18 protein-coding genes and 1 riboswitch are annotated in these 18,755 nt (G+C 59.5%); of the genes, 8 read left to right on the forward strand and 10 right to left on the reverse strand.

Going from position 1 to position 18,755, the window contains the following annotated elements:
* Window positions 1-137 precede the first annotated feature (137 nt).
* Complete coding sequence (locus ABLU50_RS22025) at window positions 138-836, forward strand: hypothetical protein (RefSeq protein ID WP_023283265.1); 699 nt, start codon at window positions 138-140, stop codon at window positions 834-836.
* A gap of 311 nt (window positions 837-1,147) precedes the next feature.
* Here the strand turns inward: ABLU50_RS22025 and ABLU50_RS22030 are convergent, their stop codons facing one another.
* The gene (locus tag ABLU50_RS22030) at window positions 1,148-2,506 is read right to left on the reverse strand and encodes a tyrosine-type recombinase/integrase (RefSeq protein ID WP_116362723.1); all 1,359 of its coding nucleotides are present in this window, start codon (window positions 2,504-2,506) and stop codon (window positions 1,148-1,150) included.
* A gap of 63 nt (window positions 2,507-2,569) precedes the next feature.
* Window positions 2,570-2,670: riboswitch (TPP riboswitch) on the reverse strand.
* Between the two features lie 185 nt (window positions 2,671-2,855).
* Here ABLU50_RS22030 and ABLU50_RS22035 point away from each other — a divergent pair.
* Window positions 2,856-3,278, forward strand: coding sequence for a universal stress protein (locus tag ABLU50_RS22035; protein WP_032456392.1), 423 nt, complete (start codon window positions 2,856-2,858; stop codon window positions 3,276-3,278).
* Here ABLU50_RS22035 and ABLU50_RS22040 read toward each other — a convergent pair.
* Complete coding sequence (locus ABLU50_RS22040) at window positions 3,275-4,189, reverse strand: LysR family transcriptional regulator (RefSeq protein ID WP_176377274.1); 915 nt, start codon at window positions 4,187-4,189, stop codon at window positions 3,275-3,277. The genes ABLU50_RS22035 and ABLU50_RS22040 overlap by 4 nt on opposite strands.
* A gap of 120 nt (window positions 4,190-4,309) precedes the next feature.
* Here ABLU50_RS22040 and ABLU50_RS22045 point away from each other — a divergent pair, with 120 nt between their 5' ends.
* A complete protein-coding gene (locus ABLU50_RS22045) occupies window positions 4,310-6,121 on the forward strand; it encodes an adenine deaminase C-terminal domain-containing protein (RefSeq protein ID WP_087832093.1) in 1,812 nt (603 codons plus the stop codon).
* Window positions 6,122-6,123: 2 nt separating this feature from the next.
* Entirely contained in the window at window positions 6,124-7,467 is a 1,344-nt protein-coding gene (locus ABLU50_RS22050) for an NCS2 family permease (protein WP_023318729.1), read from the forward strand.
* Here the strand turns inward: ABLU50_RS22050 and ABLU50_RS22055 are convergent.
* Window positions 7,457-8,356: a LysR family transcriptional regulator gene (locus ABLU50_RS22055; RefSeq protein ID WP_004201589.1), complete on the reverse strand. Its 900-nt coding sequence runs from the start codon at window positions 8,354-8,356 to the stop codon at window positions 7,457-7,459. The genes ABLU50_RS22050 and ABLU50_RS22055 overlap by 11 nt on opposite strands.
* A gap of 183 nt (window positions 8,357-8,539) precedes the next feature.
* Between ABLU50_RS22055 and ABLU50_RS22060 the strand changes: the two genes are divergently transcribed.
* Window positions 8,540-8,857 carry an RcnB family protein gene (locus ABLU50_RS22060; RefSeq protein WP_004201590.1) on the forward strand — a complete coding sequence of 106 codons (318 nt, stop codon included), beginning with the start codon at window positions 8,540-8,542 and terminating at the stop codon, window positions 8,855-8,857.
* Window positions 8,832-9,293, forward strand: coding sequence for a GNAT family N-acetyltransferase (locus tag ABLU50_RS22065; protein WP_017899343.1), 462 nt, complete (start codon window positions 8,832-8,834; stop codon window positions 9,291-9,293). The genes ABLU50_RS22060 and ABLU50_RS22065 overlap by 26 nt, the downstream gene beginning before the upstream one ends.
* Here ABLU50_RS22065 and apbC read toward each other — a convergent pair.
* Window positions 9,290-10,399 carry an iron-sulfur cluster carrier protein ApbC gene (apbC, locus tag ABLU50_RS22070; protein WP_087832092.1) on the reverse strand — a complete coding sequence of 370 codons (1,110 nt, stop codon included), beginning with the start codon at window positions 10,397-10,399 and terminating at the stop codon, window positions 9,290-9,292. The genes ABLU50_RS22065 and apbC overlap by 4 nt on opposite strands.
* A 153-nt stretch (window positions 10,400-10,552) precedes the next feature.
* Here apbC and metG point away from each other — a divergent pair, with 153 nt between their 5' ends.
* Complete coding sequence (gene metG / locus ABLU50_RS22075) at window positions 10,553-12,586, forward strand: methionine--tRNA ligase (protein ID WP_004201594.1); 2,034 nt, start codon at window positions 10,553-10,555, stop codon at window positions 12,584-12,586.
* 109 nt (window positions 12,587-12,695) lie between these two features.
* Here metG and ABLU50_RS22080 read toward each other — a convergent pair whose 3' ends face one another.
* The 3 genes from ABLU50_RS22080 to ABLU50_RS22090 are packed head-to-tail and all read right to left on the reverse strand — an operon-like array spanning window position 12,696 to window position 15,615.
* Window positions 12,696-13,166 carry a DUF1456 family protein gene (locus ABLU50_RS22080; protein ID WP_017899341.1) on the reverse strand — a complete coding sequence of 157 codons (471 nt, stop codon included), beginning with the start codon at window positions 13,164-13,166 and terminating at the stop codon, window positions 12,696-12,698.
* A gap of 47 nt (window positions 13,167-13,213) precedes the next feature.
* The gene (gene btsR, locus ABLU50_RS22085; RefSeq protein ID WP_004144215.1) at window positions 13,214-13,933 is read right to left on the reverse strand and encodes a two-component system response regulator BtsR; all 720 of its coding nucleotides are present in this window, start codon (window positions 13,931-13,933) and stop codon (window positions 13,214-13,216) included.
* Window positions 13,927-15,615 (reverse strand): sensor histidine kinase, encoded by a 1,689-nt coding sequence (locus ABLU50_RS22090; RefSeq protein ID WP_004201596.1) that lies wholly within the window; start codon window positions 15,613-15,615, stop codon window positions 13,927-13,929. Before ABLU50_RS22090 ends, btsR begins: the two co-directional genes overlap by 7 nt.
* 229 nt (window positions 15,616-15,844) lie before the next feature.
* Between ABLU50_RS22090 and ABLU50_RS22095 the strand changes: the two genes are divergently transcribed.
* Window positions 15,845-15,958 (forward strand): protein YohO, encoded by a 114-nt coding sequence (locus ABLU50_RS22095; RefSeq protein ID WP_002912762.1) that lies wholly within the window; start codon window positions 15,845-15,847, stop codon window positions 15,956-15,958.
* Here the strand turns inward: ABLU50_RS22095 and ABLU50_RS22100 are convergent.
* The 3 genes from ABLU50_RS22100 to ABLU50_RS22110 are packed head-to-tail and all read right to left on the reverse strand — an operon-like array spanning window position 15,933 to window position 18,751.
* The gene (locus ABLU50_RS22100; RefSeq protein ID WP_004201597.1) at window positions 15,933-16,670 is read right to left on the reverse strand and encodes an ABC transporter permease; all 738 of its coding nucleotides are present in this window, start codon (window positions 16,668-16,670) and stop codon (window positions 15,933-15,935) included. The genes ABLU50_RS22095 and ABLU50_RS22100 overlap by 26 nt on opposite strands.
* Window positions 16,654-17,601 (reverse strand): ABC transporter ATP-binding protein, encoded by a 948-nt coding sequence (locus ABLU50_RS22105; protein WP_048295203.1) that lies wholly within the window; start codon window positions 17,599-17,601, stop codon window positions 16,654-16,656. Before ABLU50_RS22105 ends, ABLU50_RS22100 begins: the two co-directional genes overlap by 17 nt.
* The gene (locus ABLU50_RS22110; RefSeq protein WP_087832091.1) at window positions 17,594-18,751 is read right to left on the reverse strand and encodes an ABC transporter permease; all 1,158 of its coding nucleotides are present in this window, start codon (window positions 18,749-18,751) and stop codon (window positions 17,594-17,596) included. The genes ABLU50_RS22105 and ABLU50_RS22110 overlap by 8 nt, the downstream gene beginning before the upstream one ends.
* Window positions 18,752-18,755 lie beyond the last annotated feature (4 nt).

The raw sequence follows: 18,755 nt of genomic DNA on the forward strand, positions 1-18,755 counted from the left end.
GATGCGCTCCGGATGAATATGATGATCTCATATCAGGAACTTGTTCGCACCTTCCTTAGATTAGAGGAGGCTAAAGCCTCCTCATTTCATTAACTTTTATTTATGAAACCTTCTATATACCATCTGAGGAAATCATTATGTTTGATATTCTTATATCTCATATTGAACAATGGAGTACATTCATAAGTGCAGTCGCAGCAGTACTAACAGCCGTAGCTACATTTTTCCTTTGGCGCGTAACAAAATTACTTGCGAGAGAGACTACCCGAATGGTTGAAGCCTCATCACAGCCAAATATCGTTGTGACTCTTGAACCTAATGCTTGGTCTGTATATTATTTTGATATTAATGTAGCAAATACAGGTAATGCACCAGCTTACAACATCGAAGTTAATTTTGACCCACCTTTGACCAATGCAGAACACAGAGAAGCCAGACAGCACTCTATACCATTCAGAAAAATTAGCATATTGAAGAATGGTCAGGTTTTATCTAGTAACCTCTGTGATTACAATCAGATAAAAGGAAAGACCTATACTGTAACAATCAGTTGGTCAAAGAAAGCCAACTCGTCTGAAAGAGAGTTCAACCAATACGAATATGACATGACCTCATTTGAGGGAGTTACTTATTTAGGTGCACGAAACCCACTGACGCAAATAGCGGACCAGATTAAAAAAATTAGAGATGACTGGAGACCTATTACACAAGGGTCTAAAAAAATTAAAACAGATAACTATAGTTCAAGTGATAGAGAAAAAGAAAGAATAGCATATGACGAGTGGTGTAAAAATGCTCTAGAAGAAAGAGAGAAAAGAAAAGTGAGAAAGTTATAATTAGATAGGACTAATATGCCCTATTTACATAAAGACTAAGCTGAATTGGCTTTTGCACAGGACTCTTTAACTCAATCCAACCCGGATACTTCATGGCATGAATTATTGCATTTAAGCGGCGCTGCTTTGTTCATAGCTCAAAATCCTCCAGTATTTTGACAATAGTAGCCATTTAGCGCCGTGATGGGACACTATAGCAAGCGCCGATAGGCGCATCATCATGGTATGTCAGTTAACCGTTCTCTTATCGAGTACCGATCATTTATGGCTCGGTGAACACCACGGCAGAGCCAGCCCCTTTCCCGGACTGGTTAGGCTTCCCAACGTAACCCATCTATTACATAGCAAACCGTAGATAATGGGAACGTATGAAGATACCGCCTGGTGATCCCTGAGCCGCTCTTCTCATGACCGACCACCTGTTGCAGGTGCGCCAGGTTACCAACCCAGCCAGCTAAACAGGTTGAGATCATTGTGTGCCTGAACGAATGTACCAGCCGCCGCTGCCCATAATCATCAAGATAAGGAATTCCAAGTTGATCACGGACATCCGCTAAAACTTTGCCGATCTTCGTCATGTTCGATCCAGCCACTTCTGAAAAAATCCGCTCTTTCCATTGGCGATCAACGTAATCCATGAAACCCCATTCAATTAACTTAGGATGAATGACTACCTGCCGTGTAGCGTTCTCAGTTTTGCCCTGCCCCCCTTCCGCGATCAGGAGATAGTACCGCTGGCTATCCTCATCAAATTTGATCTGTGATTTCTCCAGCTTGGCGATCTCCCCTCTTCTGGCTCCCGTATACGCCAACAACAGGGTGATCCACTTCTGCCATCCGTCAGGTTGCTGGAGCGCCCAGCCCACAAATTTTCTCATTTCTGCTGCACTGTATGCTCCAAACCTCGCTTTCGACGGTGCGGCGACTACTCCATCAGTTGGAGACTTCTCAAGAATATCTTTATTATCAGTCAGGAAGGTTTTGAAGAGCGATTTGTAAATCTTCAAATGCTTGTGGATAGACTCAGCGCCAACCAAATCTTCGGGCGGTACATCATCACACTCGATTAATTGCTGAACAGTCATCGAGCGGTAAGGCTGAACAACACGCTTAGGCAAGTTTTCAATAACCTCCATCACCTGCTTAATGTCCTGTTTGGTGATCGTAGTTACGTCTGTGGATGCACCCAAGACAATCATCAGCACTTCCATAAAGCGTTCATTGGCCTGTGAGATTGCCTTCGTCCAGTTCTGAGCCTTCTCCTTTTTGTACATGTTCCAGGCACCAGCAAGCGTTAGCACTTCCTTTGGTTGTGCTTCCATTTGTTCTTCCTCATCTCCCGAAGGAGTGACAACCTTGCGGTATTCCTGAGCAACTATCGGCTGAATATTGCACTGCTCATCATTCAGAAATTGGTGCGCCAGCCATTGTTCATTCTGCTGTTTCAGGCTATTGCCATATTCAGAAAGACGCTTACCGAAGTGATCCGGTTGGATGGTTCCACGTTGAACCAGAGGAATTACAGGAGACGCAAAGGACATAAGCAACTGCGCCTGGGTGTGGCTGTCAGTCTCCAGCGACTTGCGGAAATATTTATTACCGGGCAGCCGGAAACGGACGTAATAAATCCCGTTGCGTGTGATGGTGTGACGTATGGTTCTGTGGCCCATTCTGAAAGCCTCATTGAGTAATGAACTATCAAAACAGGACGTTAAATCTAGAAATTTCTTTTGATTTTCAATGGATAACAGCCAGACTACGCTGGCATTATCCAGATCAGGTGGTACGGGTATTTCTCAGCCTTCAACGAAGAAGGGCACCCCGAGTCAAAATAGTGAAATTGTTAAGCGTTGTGGAATTTACCGCAACTCACCGGTTCATACAACAAGCCTTTAACCCTGCATACGACACCCTCGCGGCTATCATGCTCATCAAGCGACCGGGCAAGATTGCATTCCGCTGCTGGCGGGCGGAAAATGATGACATCATGAGCTAATTAGCCTACTGAGGATATACGCCATGGCGCTTTATCACCATGCGCTGGTACTGATCAACAGCAGTCAGGACGGCGTCCCGCTGCTCGAGCATGCCGCCAGAATGGCAGAAGAGAACGGCATGCGCATCACCATCGCCCACATCAGCACCGACTACCGGGCGCTGAACTATGTTTCCGACAGCCTGCGCGACGATCAGGTCTCGCAGGAGGTGATCCAGGCCAAAGCCCTGCTCAACGAGCTGGCCTGCACCGTCTCCCTGCCGGTGGATACTCTCTCGCTGGTGACCACTCGCCGGTTTGAAGATGTCGAAGCCTGCATTCGACAGCGGCAGATCGATTTAATTATTGCCGGGCACCATAACCGGCTGCTGGGCGTCCTTTCCTCACACTCGCTGGAGTACATCAACCACTTAACCATAGACGTGCTGATCAAGCACCTGCCCTAGCGCAAGGCGGCCTGCAGCAGGGAAAAACAGTCTTCGATAAGCGGCGGCAGCGCCTGCGGCCCGCGCATCAGGGCCACCGTGCGGGTCAACGCCGGCTGCTGCAGCTGCGCGACCTTGAGCGCCGGGTCCTGCAGATGGGTGGTGTACAGCTCCGGCAGAATCGCCACCGCTAAGCGCGAGCGTACCAGGCCATACAGGGTTTCGATATAGTCCACCTGGTAGCGGGTGGTCAGCGTCAGGCGATGGCTCTCCACTAATGCCGCCACCAGCCGCTGGATATTGCCCTTCGAGAAGACGGCAATGTCCCGCCCCACCAGCTGTTTCCACGGCAGATGCGCCTGCGCGGCCAGCGGATCGTCGCGGTGCAGCACCGCCACGAAGGGATCGTCGCGCAGCGGATAGACCAGCAATTCCGCGGGCAGTGAGCTGTCGATCGCCCCGATGCCGAAATCAATCTCGCCGCGCTGCAGCGCCTGGATAAGCGCATCGTTGGTCTGATCGTGAAATTCAATGCGCAGGCGAGGAAAGGCCTGGGCCAGGGTCTGCGGCAGCAGCGGAAACAGCAGCGAACTGACCGACGGCACCAGGCCGATGCGCACCGTCCCGTCGCCGCCCGCCTCGACGATCTGCTGCATATCGAAAAAGGCCGCCTGCGCCACGCTGAGGATCCGCTGGGCGTGGGGTAAAATCGCCGCCCCCAGCTCAGTCAGGGTGACCGCCGAAGCGGTGCGGTTGACCAGCTTGCCGCCGAGCACCGTTTCAATCTGCCGCAGGGCGCTGCTCAGCGCCGGCTGGCTAATCGCCAGCCGACTGGCGGTATCGGTAAAATGGCGCAGCTGGGCCAGGGTGACGAAATACTGAAGCTGTTTAAGTGAGAGCGCGGGCAGCCGCTGCCAGGGTTCTTTCATTATCGGGTTCGCTACGGTGGTCCTGCACAATAACCCGAGCTTATCGGGTGATAAATTTATTCATCTGGGCAAACGTTTGCTGTGCCTCTAGAGTATCCGCATTATCCTTGTGCCGGAGTGGTTATGTCCAGCAATGCTCAAGTCCGCCGTCGCGCCGTACAGGCCGCGCGCGGCGAATCCCCGTTTGATCTGCTGCTGGTCGATGCGCAGATCGTCGATATGGCCACGGGCGAAATTCGCCCCGCTGACGTCGGTATCGTCGGCGAGATGATCGCCAGCGTCCACCCCCGCGGCAGCCGCGCCGACGCCCATGAAGTGCATTCCCTGGCCGGTAGCTATCTGTCGCCCGGCCTGATGGACACCCACGTGCACCTCGAAAGCTCGCATCTGCCACCCGAGCGCTACGCCGAAATCGTCCTCACCCAGGGCACCACCGCGGTGTTCTGGGATCCGCATGAGCTGGCCAATGTCCTCGGCGTCGAGGGCGTGCGCTACGCGGTAGACGCCAGCCGCCACCTGCCGTTGCAGGTGATGGTCGCCGCGCCGTCGAGCGTCCCCTCCACCCCCGGCCTCGAAATGTCCGGTGCCGATTTCGCCGGCGCGGAAATGGAGACCATGCTCGGCTGGCCGGAAGTGCGCGGTGTGGCGGAAGTGATGGATATGCACGGCGTGCTGCACGGCAGCGAGCGGATGCAGGAGATTGTCCAGGCCGGTCTCAACAGCGGCAAACTGATTGAAGGCCATGCCCGCGGCCTGAGCGGCGCCGACCTGCAGGCCTACCTCGCCGCCGGCGTCACCTCCGATCATGAACTGACCTCGGCGGACGACGCGCTGGAAAAACTGCGCGCCGGACTGACGATCGAGATCCGCGGCTCGCACCCCTATCTGCTGCCGGATATCGTCGCGGCGTTGAAAACGCTGCCGCACCTCTCCTCGCAGATCACCGTCTGCACCGATGACGTGCCGCCGGATATGCTGCTGGAGAAAGGCGGGATCATCGCCCTGCTCAACCTGCTGATCGAATACGGTTTACCGGCGGTCGACGCGCTGCGTTTCGCCACCCTCAACGCCGCTATTCGTCTGCAGCGCCACGATCTCGGGCTGATTGCCGCCGGGCGACGCGCCGACCTGGTGGTGTTTGACTCCCTGGAAAAACTGGCAGCCCGCGAAGTCTATGTTGGCGGGGAACGGCTGGCCCAGGCCGGCCGCCTGCTGAAGCCGATCGCCCCGGCGCCGGGCGTGACGCCGCCGCGCGATACCTTACAGATAGCCCCCCTCGCCGCCGATGACTTTATCCTGCGCATCAAGGGCATTCGCCACGGCGTCGCCCGCCTGCGCCATATCCGCGGCGCGCGCTTCACCCAGTGGGGTGAGGTCGAGGTGCAGATCCGCGACGGCCAGGTCCAGCTGCCCGCCGGCTTCAGCCTGATCTGGGTCAAGCACCGCCACGGCCGCCATCAGGCAACGCCGCAAATCGCCCTGCTTGAAGGCTGGGGCGAGCTGCGTGGCGCCATCGCCACCAGCTACTCCCACGACTCACATAATCTGGTGGTGCTCGGGCGCGATGCTGAGGATATGGCGCTGGCGACCAACCAGCTTATCGCCTCCGGCGGCGGGATGGCGCTGACGCAACAGGGCGAGATCCTCGCCCATGTGGCGATGCCGATTGCCGGCATGCTGTCGGATCTGCCGGCCGCCGAGCTGGCGCGTCAGTTCCGCGAGCTGCGCGATCTGAGCAGCAGAGTCGCTGACTGGGAGCCGCCGTACCGGGTCTTCAAGGCTATTGAAGGCACCTGTCTTGCCTGTAACGCCGGGCCGCATTTAACCGATTTGGGTCTCACCGACGGCGGCAGCCGCCAGATAGTCGACCCGTTGATAGCCTGCCGGGAGACCCCGGCGCCAACGCCTCACAACAATAATCCTCAGGGAGCCTGAGCATGGCCGATAACACACTTCACTCTTCCGCCCGCGATAACTGGCTGGAGCGCCGCTTTGCGCTGCGCTCGCGCGGCGGCACGCTACGCACTGAATGCCTGGCCGGGATCACCGGTTTCCTCGCCGCCGCCTATTTACTGGTGGTCATCCCGGGACTGCTGGCGATCGGCGGGATGGACAAAGGCGCCGCGACCACCGGCACCATTCTGGTCTTCGTCGTCGGTTCGCTGCTGATGGCGTTTTACGCCAACCTGCCGTTTATCGTCGGCCCGGGCATTGGCGGCTCGGTGCTGGTAGGGGTCACGCTGGCAGGTAGCGAGGGGATTGGCTGGCAGACAGGCCTCGGGATCGCCTGCTGGTCAGGGGTTCTCTTCTTCCTGCTGACCCGCTTTGGCCTGCGCGAAGTGGTCACCCGCTCGGTGCCACAGTCGATCAAGCTGGGGCTGACGGCCTCCATCGGCCTGTTTGTCGCCGTTCTCGGCTTTCGCAACGCCGGGCTGGTGCTCGCCAATGCGAAAACCAACGCCCTGATGCTCGGCGACTTTCTCGCCCCCGGCGCGCTGGTGGCGCTGTGCGGCCTGTTCCTGGCGATAGCCCTGCAGGCGCGTAAGGTGCCGGGCGCCATTTTGTGGGCCATTCTGTGCGCTACCCTGGTGGGGATCCCGTTCGGCGTGACCAAACTGCCGACGCATTTTATCGATGTCCCCCACTCGCTGGCGCCGGTGCTGGGACAGGTCGACCTGCTGGGGGCGTTAAACATCGCCTTCCTGCCGTTCCTGTTCGTCTTTTTCGCTTCTGAGTTTTTCTCCACCATGGGGACGACGCTGGCGGTGGGCGGCGAGGCAGGTCTGCTGGATGAAGAAGGCAACATGCCGCAGATTAATCGCCCGTTTATGGTCGATTCGATTGCTGCGGCGCTCGGCCCGTGGGTGGGGATTCCGGCGGCAACGGCGCTGATCGAGTCATCTGCGGCAGCGGAAGCCGGCGGCAAAACCGGCCTCACCGCGCTGTCGGCAGCGGTGATGTTCCTGCTGATGCTGCTGTTCACGCCGGTGGCGCTGATGATCCCGAAGGAGGCCACCGCCCCGGCGCTGATCCTGATCGGCCTGAACATGTTCAGCGGCCTGCGCAAAGTGGATCTCGGCAACTTCACCGACGGCCTGCCGGTGCTGATGATGGTGATGATCACCCTCATCGCCAACAGCTTCGGCACCGGTATCGCCGGCGGGCTGCTGTTTTACATTGTGATCAAGGCCATCGCCGGCAAGTGGCGGGAAATCCCGATTGGCCTGTGGGTGCTGGCCGTCCCGCTGGTCTACTACTTCGCGACCTTAGTTAGACATTAAGCCCTTCACAATGTGCTTTCACCTCTTCATATAACAAACGCACCGCGGCAGAGAGCTGCTTGCGGTGCGGACAAATCAGGTTTAACGGCACCATATCCCCCTGGTAACGCGGTAGCAGGCGCCGCAGGCGGCCCGCCCGCAGATCGTCGCTGACGTCGAGCATCGATTTATAGGCAATGCCCTCCCCGGCCACCGCCAGCCGCCGGATCACCTCCGCGTCGTCGCTCATCACCGTGCCGGAGACCTTCTGCTGCTGAACTTCTCCATCGAGGCTCAGTGACCAGCGGTCGAACGGGCGGCCGCGCAAAATGTAGATCAACGCATTGTGCTGGCCGAGCTCCTGAAGGGTCTGCGGCTCGCCGTGGCGGGCGATCCACTCTGGGGAGGCCACCAGCACCCGACGATTTTCCGGCGCCACCGGCAGCGAAATAAACGAGGCGTCATCGTTATTGCCATAGCGAAACGCGACGTCCACCGGATCTTTAAACACGTCGGTAAGCTGGTCGGAAAAGAGCAGCCGCAGGCGCAGCGCCGGATGGCGTTGCCGAAAGTCGCGGAACAAGGTCAGGAGCAGGTTACGCCCGAGGTCTGACGGCACGGCAATCTGCAGCATGCCGCGAATTTCATCATCCGGGGTCTGGATCTTCTGCAGGCCGGCCTCGAGGGTATCGAGCATCTGGGTGGCATACGGCAGCCAGGTCTCCCCCTCCGGCGTCAGGCGCAGGCTGCGGGTCGAGCGGGCGAACAGGCGAATATTGAGGATCGTCTCCAGACGTTTAATCGCCGCGCTCACCTGCGCCGGCTGCTGCCCCGCCTCGCGCGCGGCGTCGCTAAAACTGCCCAGTGCCGCGGCGCGGACAAATAAGGTCAGATCTTCCAGCCTGAACATGCCGATTCTCCCCTGCTTCAGATTGCTCCCAAAATACGCATCACCGTCGCTGCAACGCAAGCGGCGCCGGACTTGCGCCGTGTTTTGCTTACACTTTTTAAAAATCCAGTGCTTGCCATTTCAGCAACGCATCAGGAATGATACGAGGCTGCTATTTTGAGTCCAGGTAATATTGAGGAAATTATGCGTAAAACAAAAATGATGCTTCTGGGCGTACTCCTTGCCACCGCTGGCGCCAGCTGGACGGCTTCTGCCGCGGGGATCGATCAGTATGCGCTGAAAGAGTTCACCGCCGACTTCACCCAGTTTCACATTGGCGACACCGTTCCGGCGATGTACCTCACCCCGGAATACAACATCAAAGGCTGGCAGCAGCGTAATCTGCCCGCGCCGGACGCCGGCAGCCACTGGACCTATATGGGCGGTAACTACGTGCTGATCACCGACACCGAGGGCAAAATCCTCAAGGTGTACGATGGCGAGATCTTCTATCATCGCTGATCCGCTCAATATCCGCATCCGCCCCGGCGAACCAGCGGACTCTCCGGCGCTGCGCCAGCTCTTCCTGCGGGCGCGCAGTGTGTCGTGGACCTGGCTTCCCTCCACGACGTGGCGGCTGGAAGATTTCGATGCCGCCACCGCGGATGAACAGCTGTGGGTCGCGGAATGCGACGGCCTGCCGGTGGGCTTTGCCGCCGTATGGACCGCCGATAATTTCCTTCACCATCTGTTCGTCGACCCGGACTGGCAGGGCAAACATATCGGCAGCGCGCTGCTGGCGCAGGTCGAACGGACCTTTACCGCCAGCGGGACGCTGAAGTGCCTGATGGAAAATAAAAACGCCCTGCGCTTCTACCAGCGTCACGGCTGGACCATCGAAGCACAGGGCGCCTCGCCCGAGGGTGGATACTGGCTGATGCGCTCGCCGCGGCCTTAAACGGCGCGGAAGGCAATCTCACCCGGGATCACTTCTCCCTGCCAGTACATCTGGGCCGCCACCCGGCCCGCCAGCTGGCGGTAAATGTCGGTAAATTCGCTTTCCGGACGTGCCACCACCGTCGGCGTGCCGTTATCCAGATCTTCCCGCAGCGTAATATGCAGCGGCAGCTGGCCCAGCAGCTGGGTGTGGTATTTCTCGGCCAGTTTTTGCGCGCCGCCGGTGCCGAAGATCGGCTCGTGGTGCCCGCAGTTGCTGCAGATATGCATGCTCATGTTTTCCACGATCCCCAGCACTGGCACTTCCACTTTCTCGAACATCGCGATGCCCTTTTTGGCGTCGATCAGCGCGATGTCCTGCGGCGTGGTGACCACCACCGCGCCGGTCACCGGAATGTTCTGCGCCAGCGTCAGCTGAATGTCGCCAGTGCCCGGCGGCATATCCAGCACCAGGTAATCCAGATCCGGCCACAGGGTCTCCTGCAGCATCTGCATCAGCGCCTTGCTGGCCATCGGGCCGCGCCAGACCATGGCGTTGTCGTCAGTCACCAGGTAGCCGATGGAATTGGTGGCCAGCCCGTACTTCATGATCGGCGCCATATGGGTGCCGTCCGGCGAGGTCGGGCGGCTGTCCTCCGCGCCAAGCATGGTCGGAATCGACGGGCCGTAGATATCGGCATCCAGAATGCCCACCTTCGCCCCTTCCGCGGCGAGTGCCAGCGCCAGGTTTACCGCCGTGGAGGATTTACCGACGCCGCCTTTCCCGGAGCTGATGGCGATAATGTTCTTCACGCCGTTGATCCCGGGCTGGTTTTTCACGCGCTTGAGGGTGGCGATGCTGTGGGTCAGCTTCCAGTCGATAGCCTTCGCGCCAGTGATGCGCAGCAGCTCGGCGCTGCACTGCTCTTTCAGCGCTTCGAAGGCGCTGCTCCAGACGAACGGCATCTGCAGCTCAATATGAATGGTATCATCCAGCCAGGCGACATGGTGCAGCGCCTTGAGGGTGGTGAGGTTATGCTTCAGGGTTGGGTGCTGGAAATTGGCCAGCGTCCCGGCGACCATCGCACGTAGGCGCTCGGGGGATTTGGCCTGGGATTGCGAATTCATCCCGACTCCTTTGTTGTTTTGAGATGCTTTCAGTAATCACAGAGTTTATCACAGGTAAGGATTATCCATATATGGGCAGCCATTTATGGCGCACCCACAGCCCTTTTGGTAATATCGGAAGCCCTTTTTACAACAGAAGATGTAATGCTCACTATGACTCAAGTCGCGAAGAAAATTCTGGTAACGTGCGCCCTGCCGTACGCCAACGGCTCCATCCACCTCGGCCACATGCTGGAGCACATCCAGGCTGATGTCTGGGTCCGTTACCAGCGAATGCGCGGCCATGAAGTCAACTTCATCTGCGCCGACGACGCCCACGGCACGCCGATTATGCTCAAGGCGCAACAGCTCGGTATCACTCCGGAGCAGATGATTGGCGAGATGAGTCAGGAGCATCAGACCGATTTTGCCGGCTTCGACATCAGCTACGATAACTATCACTCGACGCATAGCGATGAGAACCGCGAGCTGTCGGAGCTGATCTACACCCGTCTGAAAGAGAACGGCTTTATCAAAAACCGTACCATCTCTCAGCTCTACGATCCGGAAAAAGGCATGTTCCTGCCGGACCGTTTTGTGAAAGGCACCTGTCCGAAGTGTAAATCTCCAGACCAGTACGGCGATAACTGCGAAGTGTGCGGCGCGACCTACAGCCCTACCGAGCTTATCGACCCGAAATCGGTGGTCTCCGGCGCCACGCCGGTGATGCGTGACTCCGAACACTTCTTCTTCGACCTGCCGTCATTCAGCGAAATGCTGCAGGCGTGGACCCGCAGCGGCGCGCTGCAGGAGCAGGTGGCGAACAAAATGCAGGAGTGGTTTGAGTCCGGCCTGCAGCAGTGGGACATCTCCCGCGATGCGCCGTACTTCGGCTTCGAAATTCCGAACGCGCCGGGCAAATACTTCTACGTCTGGCTGGACGCGCCGATCGGCTACATGGGCTCCTTCAAGAACCTGTGCGACAAGCGCGGCGACACCACCAGCTTCGACGAATACTGGAAGAAAGACTCCACGGCCGAGCTGTATCACTTTATCGGCAAGGACATCGTCTACTTCCACAGCCTGTTCTGGCCGGCGATGCTGGAAGGCAGCCAGTTCCGTAAGCCGACCAACCTGTTCGTGCACGGCTACGTGACGGTCAACGGCGCGAAGATGTCCAAGTCGCGCGGCACCTTTATCAAGGCCAGCACCTGGCTGAAACACTTTGATGCCGACAGCCTGCGCTACTACTACACCGCCAAGCTCTCTTCGCGCATCGATGATATCGACCTTAACCTGGAAGACTTTATCCAGCGCGTGAATGCCGACATCGTCAACAAGGTGGTTAACCTCGCCTCGCGCAACGCCGGCTTTATCAGCAAGCGTTTTGACGGCGTGCTGGCCGCTGAGCTGGCCGACCCGGCGCTGTACAAAACCTTCACCGACGCGGCGGAAAGCATCGGCGAAGCGTGGGACAGCCGCGAGTTCGGTAAGGCCATCCGCGAAATCATGGCGCTGGCCGACGTGGCCAACCGCTATGTCGATGAGCAGGCGCCGTGGGTGGTGGCGAAACAGGAAGGCCGCGACGCCGACCTGCAGGCCATCTGCACCATGGGTCTGAACATGTTCCGCGTGCTGATGACCTGGCTGAAACCGGTCCTGCCGCAGCTGGCCGCGCGTGCGGAAGCGTTCCTCAACAGCGAGCTGAGCTGGGACGCCATTCAGCAGCCGCTGCTGGCGCACAAGGTCAATCCGTTTAAGGCGCTGTACAACCGCATTGAGATGAAACAGGTGGAAGCCCTGGTTGAAGCGTCAAAAGAAGAGGTGAAAGCCGCAGCTGCGCCAGTGACCGGCCCGCTGGCGGACGATCCGATTCAGGACACCATCACCTTTGACGATTTCGCCAAAGTCGATCTGCGCGTGGCGCTGATTGAGAACGCGGAATTTGTTGAAGGCTCCGACAAGCTGCTGCGCCTGACGCTGGATCTGGGCGGCGAGAAGCGTAACGTCTTCTCCGGCATCCGCTCCGCTTATCCGGATCCGCAGCCGCTGATTGGCCGCCTGACGGTGATGGTCGCCAACCTGGCGCCGCGCAAAATGCGCTTCGGTATCTCGGAAGGGATGGTGATGGCCGCCGGCCCTGGCGGGAAGGATATCTTCCTGTTAAGCCCTGACGACGGCGCCAGGCCGGGTCAGCAGGTGAAATAATAAAAAAGCCGGATTAACCATCCGGCTTTTTTTTGCCCGGCGGCGCTGCGCTTGCACGGGCCTACGGGTTATGTAGACCGGGTAAGGCGAAGCCGCCACCCGGCAAAATTCACGGTTTCGGGTGATGCACCCGCTGGGTCAGCCCGCGCAGGAAATTACGCAGAAACTGGTCGCCGCACTCGCGGTAGTTTTTGTGGTCAGGCGATCGCATCATGGCGGTCACTTCCGGCACTGACACGCGGTATTTCTGCTCGCTCATGATCGCCACAATATCGTCCGTTTTCAGCGAGAAGGCAATCCGCAGCTTTTTCAGCACCGTGTTGTTATTCACCCGACGCTCCAGCGCTAACTCCGGCGCCGAATCGTCTTTGCCGCGCTTGTCATAGATAAGGCCGTTGAGGAAACCCGACAGAATAATGTCCGGGCAACGGACAAAGCCCTCTTCATCCTCTTTCGTTGTCCAGGTGTCGAAGCTGGCGGAGGTGGATTCCATCGCGGATAGCGCAAGAATGCGCACCATATCGTTATTATTGACTTTCAGGGTGTAGCGCAGGCTACGAAGAATATCATTACTGAGCATGAGTGCCTTTTACTGTCGATGATGCAATGGGGCGCAGTGTAGCAGCTTTACAGGCCAATCGCCTCTTTCAGGCTTTTTAAATAGCGTCGGCTCACCGGCACCGTTTGCCCGGCGCGCATTAGTAGCTCCGCCTGACCATTCTCCTCCAGGCGAATCTCCTTCAGGTGCGCCATATTCACCAGATACTGGCGATGGCAGCGCAGCAGCGGCGTGCGGCTCTCAAGGGTGCGCAGGGTCAGCTCGGTAAACCCTTCCTTGCCCTCGCGGTCGGTCACGTAGATGCCGCTCATCCGGCTGCTGACAAAGGCTACATCCTCCATCTGCAGCAGCCAGATACGGCTGTGACCGGTACAGGGTATGTATTTCAGCGTCTGCTGAGCATCATCCAGCAGCGACACATCCTGCAGATTACGCTCCTGGCGCAGGCGGGCGAGGGTTTTCTCCAGCCGGGCAGCTTCAATCGGCTTAAGCAGATAATCAAAAGCGTGCTCCTCAAAGGCTTTCACCGCGTATTCATCAAAGGCGGTGAGAAACACAATATAGGGGCGGTGCTCCGGGTCGAGCATCCCGACCATCTCCAGACCGCTGATGCGCGGCATCTGGATGTCGAGAAACAACACGTCGGGACGCAGCTTATGTACCGCGCCAATCGCCTCCACCGCGTTGCCGCACTCGCCGACGATCTCGATATCGCGCTGTGTCTCCAGCAATATACGCAGGTTTTCCCGCGCCAGCGGCTCATCATCGACGATCAATACTCTCAGCATGCATTCTCCTCCAGGGGCAGACGTAAGGTGACACGGGTAAAGCGCTCCGGCTCGCAGGTGACGCTGATGCCGCAGTCGGCGCCAAAACGCGCCCGCAGCCGCCTGTCCACCAGATTCATCCCCAGCCCGCTGGCCTGAGGGTTGGCCTGGTACAGCCCGGCGTTATCTTCGATATCCAGCTGCAGCCAGCGATCGTCCTGGCTGGCGCGAATGGTAATTTCGCCGACGCCTAGATGCTGCGATGTGCCATGCTTAATGGCGTTCTCCACGATCGGCTGCAGGGTAAAGGCCGGCAGCTGGTGATGCGCCAGCCCTTCCGGCACCGCCATCTGGATCTGCAGGTTAGCCTGAAAGCGGGCCTTCTCAATCTGCAGATAGGCGTTAACATGCTCTATCTCATCGGCGAGGGTGACGATTTCCGTCGGCCGCTTCAGGTTCTTGCGAAAGAAGGTCGACAGATACTGCACTAGCTGGCCGGCCTGCTCGCTGTCGCGACGGATCACCGCCTTCAGGGTGTTGAGCGCGTTAAACAGGAAGTGCGGGTTAACCTGGGCATGCAGGAGCTTGATTTCGGATTGCGTCAGCAGCGCCTTCTGCCGCTCGTACTGCCCGGCGAGGATCTGCGCCGACAGCAACTGAGCAATCCCCTCTCCGAGGGTGCGGTTGATCGAACTGAACAGGCGGTTTTTCGCCTCATACAGTTTGATGGTGCCGATCACCCGCTGGTTCTCACCGCGTAAGGGGATCACCAGCGTCGATCCCAGCTTACAGTGCGGATGAATCGAGCAGCGGTAAGGCACCTCGTTGCCGTCGGCATACACCACCTCCCCGGTCTCAATCGCCCGTTGCGTATACGACGAGGAGATAGGTTTGCCCGGCAGATGGTGGTCGTCGCCGATGCCGGTAAACGCCAGCAGCTTGTCGCGATCGGTGATCGCCACCGCGCCGATATCCAGCTCCTGGATAAGCACCTGGGCCACCTTCATGCTGTTCTCTTCGTTGAACCCCTGACGCAGGATCCCCTCGGTGGACGCCGCCACCTTCAGCGCCGTGGCGGAAAAAGCGGAGGTGTACTTCTCGAACATCGCCCGCTTGTCCAGCAGAATGCGCATAAACAGCGCCGCACCGACGGTATTGGTCACCATCATCGGCGCGGCAATGCTCTGCACCAGATGCAGGGCGTCCTGGAACGGGCGGGCAATCAGCAGAATGATCATCATCTGCACCAGCTCGGCCACGAAGGTGATCGCCCCGGCGGTGAGCGGGCTAAAGACTTTGTCCGGCCGGCCTCGTTTGACCAGCACGCTGTGCACCAGACCGCCCAGTAGCCCCTCGACGATGGTGGAGACCATACAGCTTAAGGCGGTCATCCCCCCCAGTGAGTAGCGGTGCAGGCCGCCGGTCAGCCCCACCAGCCCGCCGACCACCGGGCCGCCGAGCAGGCCGCCCATCACGGCGCCGATGGCGCGGGTGTTGGCGATAGAGTCTTCGATATGCAGACCAAAATAGGTCCCCATAATGCAGAAAATGGAGAAGGTGACGTAGCACAGCAGCTTGTGCGGCAGGCGAACGGTGACTTGCATCAGGGGGATAAACAGTCGGGTTTTGCTCATCAACCACGCGATGACCAAAAATACGCACATCTGCTGAAGCAGCAGCAACACCAGATCAAACTCGTACATACCCGCAAACCACACATTCCAGAAAGCGCGTACCATACCCTGACTGGCGAAAACTTTCTTTGAAGCCCTGCATAAAAATGAAAAATGACGGGCAGGATCACACTTTTTTGCGGCGCGTTGCTCAGCCAAATAGGCAAAAAGCCCGGCGCGGCGCGCTAAACCGCAATTAATGTTTCATTAACACCTGCGCTTCACCGTATAATCCCCCTGTTAACATCAGGAGCCTATTATGAAGCCAGCGAAAATCGCGGTCGTCACTCTCTTCTTACTTATGGCCATCGGCGGGATCAGCGGCGTAATGCTGGCCGGCTATTCCTTTATTGTGCGTGGCGGTGTCGGCTGATCCAGCGGGTCAGACGCTCAAACGCGCGGTCGACAATGATCGCCGCCAGCGCCACCAGTAGCGCCCCCTGCACAATATAGGCGGTATTAAACCCGCTCAGGCCGATGATGATCGGCGTCCCAAGCGTATTGGCCCCCACCGTCGAGGCTATCGTCGCGGTACCAATATTGACGATGACCGAGGTGCGGATCCCCGCCAGGATCACCGGGGCCGCCAGCGGCAGCTCCACCTTATACAGACGCTGCCAGCCGGTCATTCCCATCCCTTCTGCCACATCTGACACGCCCGACGGTATCGATCCCAGCCCGGCCAGCGTCCCCTGCAGCACCGGCAGTATGCCATACAGCGCGAGGGCGATCAGCGCCGGCAGCCAGCCAAAGCCCAGCACCGGTACCGCCATCGCCAGCACCGCCACCGGCGGAAAGGTCTGCCCGATAGCGGCGATGGTCTCCACCAGCGGACGAAACGCGCTGCCCGCGGGCCGGGTAACCGCCACCCCAGCCCCCAGCCCGACGGCGGTTGCCGCGAGGCTGGATACCACTACCAGCCAGCCGTGATCGAGAGTGAGCGCCCAGAAGCTCTCCTGCTGGTAAACCGGCCGCGGCAGTTCCGGAAACAGCCGACTGAACAGCGGCGCGCTGTAGGGTAGCCCCATCAGCAGGCCGATGAACAGCGCGATAAGCCACCACAACGGCTCACGAAGCGCCTTCATGACTCGCCTCCTGGCGCAGCAGATCGGCAAAATGCAGCGTGCCGCAGGGCTGCCCCTCGGCATCCACCACCGGCAGCGCCTCGCAGCGCCGGGCGACAAACTGCGATAGCGCTTCCCGCAGGGTCATGGTGACGGTCAGCCCCTCGCCCGCCAGCCGCTCGTCGGGGCGCAGATAGTCCCGCACCTCACGCAGCGACAGCAGGCGCACGCCCAGCTCGCTGCGGCCAAAAAAGGTCTGCACAAAGCTATTCTCTGGCCGCAGGAGCATCGCCAGCGGCGCCCCCTGCTGGACCACCTCGCCACCATCCATCAGCACCAGGTGGTCCGCCAGACGTAGCGCTTCGTCAATATCATGGGTCACCAGGACAATCGTCCGCCCCAGCAGGCGGTGAATGCGCAGCATCTCCTGCTGCAGCGCCTCGCGGGTCACCGGGTCGAGGGCGCCGAAGGGTTCATCCATCAGCAGCACCTCCGGGTCTGCCGCCAGCGCCCGCGCCACCCCGACCCGCTGCTGTTGGCCGCCGGAAAGCTGATGGGGGTAGCGGTCGCGCAGCGTCGCCTCCAGCCCCAGCAGCGCCATCAGCTCGTCGACCCGGTCGGCGATCCTCGCCCGCGGCCATTTTTGCAGCTGCGGCACGGTGGCGATATTCTGCGCCACCGTCCAGTGGGGAAACAGGCCGATAGACTGGATGGCATAGCCCATCCGTCGCCGCAGGGTCAGGAGCGGCTGCTGGCGGATGTCTTCGCCGGCAAAGCGAATCATGCCCCGGTCCGGCTCCAGCAGGCGGTTGATCATTTTCAGCGTCGTCGACTTGCCCGAGCCGGAGGTCCCCACCAGCACCGAAAAGGCGCCTTCGCGCAGCTCCAGGGTCAGGTCCTTCACCGCCGGGTGGCCGGCAAACGCTTTGCTGACCCCTTGAAATTCAATCATTGGCCTCTCCTTTTAGCCAGGCGCCCCACAGCGCGAACAGAGCATCCACCACCACCGCCAGGGCAATGGTCGGCACCACGCCCAGCAGCACCAGATCCAGCGCGCTGCTCAGCAGCCCCTGAAATACCAGCGCGCCAAAGCCGCCGGCGCCGATCAGCGCCGCCACCACCGCCATGCCGACGGTTTGCACGCTGACCACCCGCAGGCTGCGCAGCAGCACCGGCATCGCCAGCGGGAGCTGCACCTGACGAAAGCGCTGCCCGGCGCTCATGCCCATCGCCGTCGCGCTCTCCAGCGCATCCTGCGGCACCTGCTGCAGGCCGGTCACCACCCCGCGCACCAGCGGCAACAGCGCATACAACGTCAGGGCAATCAGGGCCGGCGCCACGCCGGTCCCGGAGACGCCCAGCTCGCCCAGCGCCGGAAAATAGCGCGCCACACCGGCAAGCGGGGCAATCAGCAGGCCGAACAGCGCCACCGACGGGATAGTCTGGATCACATTGAGCACGGTGAAGGCCGGCGCCTGCCATCGCGGACGCCGCCAGAGCCATACCCCCAGCGGCAGGCCGATCAGCAGGCCCGGCAGCAGGGTGCCAAACAGCAGAAGCAGATGCTGGCGCAGAGCGTCGTCAAACACCTCCTGGCGGTTGGCATACTCTTTCAGCAGCGAGAGCTGATCGAGCGCCCCGGCGGCGAGCAGGATGATGGGCAGAAGCCAGACTTGCGCATTGAGCAGCCAGCGCCACAGCGGCCGGGCGGTAAGATGACGAATGGCCTCGCTGGCCAGCAGCAGGCAGAGCGCCAGCGACAGCCACAGGCCGCTGCCGGGCGAGGTGCGCGCCAGCGGCGAGCCGTGCCGGGAGAGCTCAAGCGCCGCCTGGCCGCTGCCCCAGATAAGCAGCGGGAAGAGCAGTTCGGCCAGCAGCAGATGGAGAAGCGGCGCGACCCTGCCCGGCAGCCAGCAGAGCAGCATCCCGGCGAGGGCTGCCGCCAGCTGAACGCCGGCGAGCCAGGGCATCACCTGCCACAGCCCGCGCCCTTCCCCGGAGAGTAAGCGATTCGGCGCGTAAGTGATAAACGGCAGCGCCAGCGTAACCAGCAGCAGGCCTGTCAGCAGCAGGCCGACGCGGTGAGTACAGCGAATGGTCACCGGT

The sequence above is a fragment of the Klebsiella sp. GG_Kp173 genome, from assembly GCF_040062415.1.
Classification (GTDB): Bacteria; Pseudomonadota; Gammaproteobacteria; order Enterobacterales; family Enterobacteriaceae; genus Klebsiella; species Klebsiella quasipneumoniae.

Bases quoted from the DNA above. Each gene is read 5' to 3' on its own strand.
- ABLU50_RS22025 (WP_023283265.1), top strand. From the start codon at position 138: ATGTTTGATATTCTTATATCTCATATTGAACAATGGAGTACATTCATA.
- ABLU50_RS22030 (WP_116362723.1), bottom strand. From the start codon at position 2,506: ATGGGCCACAGAACCATACGTCACACCATCACACGCAACGGGATTTAT.
- ABLU50_RS22035 (WP_032456392.1), top strand. From the start codon at position 2,856: ATGGCGCTTTATCACCATGCGCTGGTACTGATCAACAGCAGTCAGGAC.
- ABLU50_RS22045 (WP_087832093.1), top strand. From the start codon at position 4,310: ATGTCCAGCAATGCTCAAGTCCGCCGTCGCGCCGTACAGGCCGCGCGC.
- ABLU50_RS22050 (WP_023318729.1), top strand. From the start codon at position 6,124: ATGGCCGATAACACACTTCACTCTTCCGCCCGCGATAACTGGCTGGAG.
- ABLU50_RS22055 (WP_004201589.1), bottom strand. From the start codon at position 8,356: ATGTTCAGGCTGGAAGATCTGACCTTATTTGTCCGCGCCGCGGCACTG.
- ABLU50_RS22060 (WP_004201590.1), top strand. From the start codon at position 8,540: ATGCGTAAAACAAAAATGATGCTTCTGGGCGTACTCCTTGCCACCGCT.
- ABLU50_RS22065 (WP_017899343.1), top strand. From the start codon at position 8,832: ATGGCGAGATCTTCTATCATCGCTGATCCGCTCAATATCCGCATCCGC.
- apbC (WP_087832092.1), bottom strand. From the start codon at position 10,399: ATGAATTCGCAATCCCAGGCCAAATCCCCCGAGCGCCTACGTGCGATG.
- metG (WP_004201594.1), top strand. From the start codon at position 10,553: ATGACTCAAGTCGCGAAGAAAATTCTGGTAACGTGCGCCCTGCCGTAC.
- ABLU50_RS22080 (WP_017899341.1), bottom strand. From the start codon at position 13,166: ATGCTCAGTAATGATATTCTTCGTAGCCTGCGCTACACCCTGAAAGTC.
- btsR (WP_004144215.1), bottom strand. From the start codon at position 13,933: ATGCTGAGAGTATTGATCGTCGATGATGAGCCGCTGGCGCGGGAAAAC.
- ABLU50_RS22090 (WP_004201596.1), bottom strand. From the start codon at position 15,615: ATGTACGAGTTTGATCTGGTGTTGCTGCTGCTTCAGCAGATGTGCGTA.
- ABLU50_RS22095 (WP_002912762.1), top strand. From the start codon at position 15,845: ATGAAGCCAGCGAAAATCGCGGTCGTCACTCTCTTCTTACTTATGGCC.
- ABLU50_RS22100 (WP_004201597.1), bottom strand. From the start codon at position 16,670: ATGAAGGCGCTTCGTGAGCCGTTGTGGTGGCTTATCGCGCTGTTCATC.
- ABLU50_RS22105 (WP_048295203.1), bottom strand. From the start codon at position 17,601: ATGATTGAATTTCAAGGGGTCAGCAAAGCGTTTGCCGGCCACCCGGCG.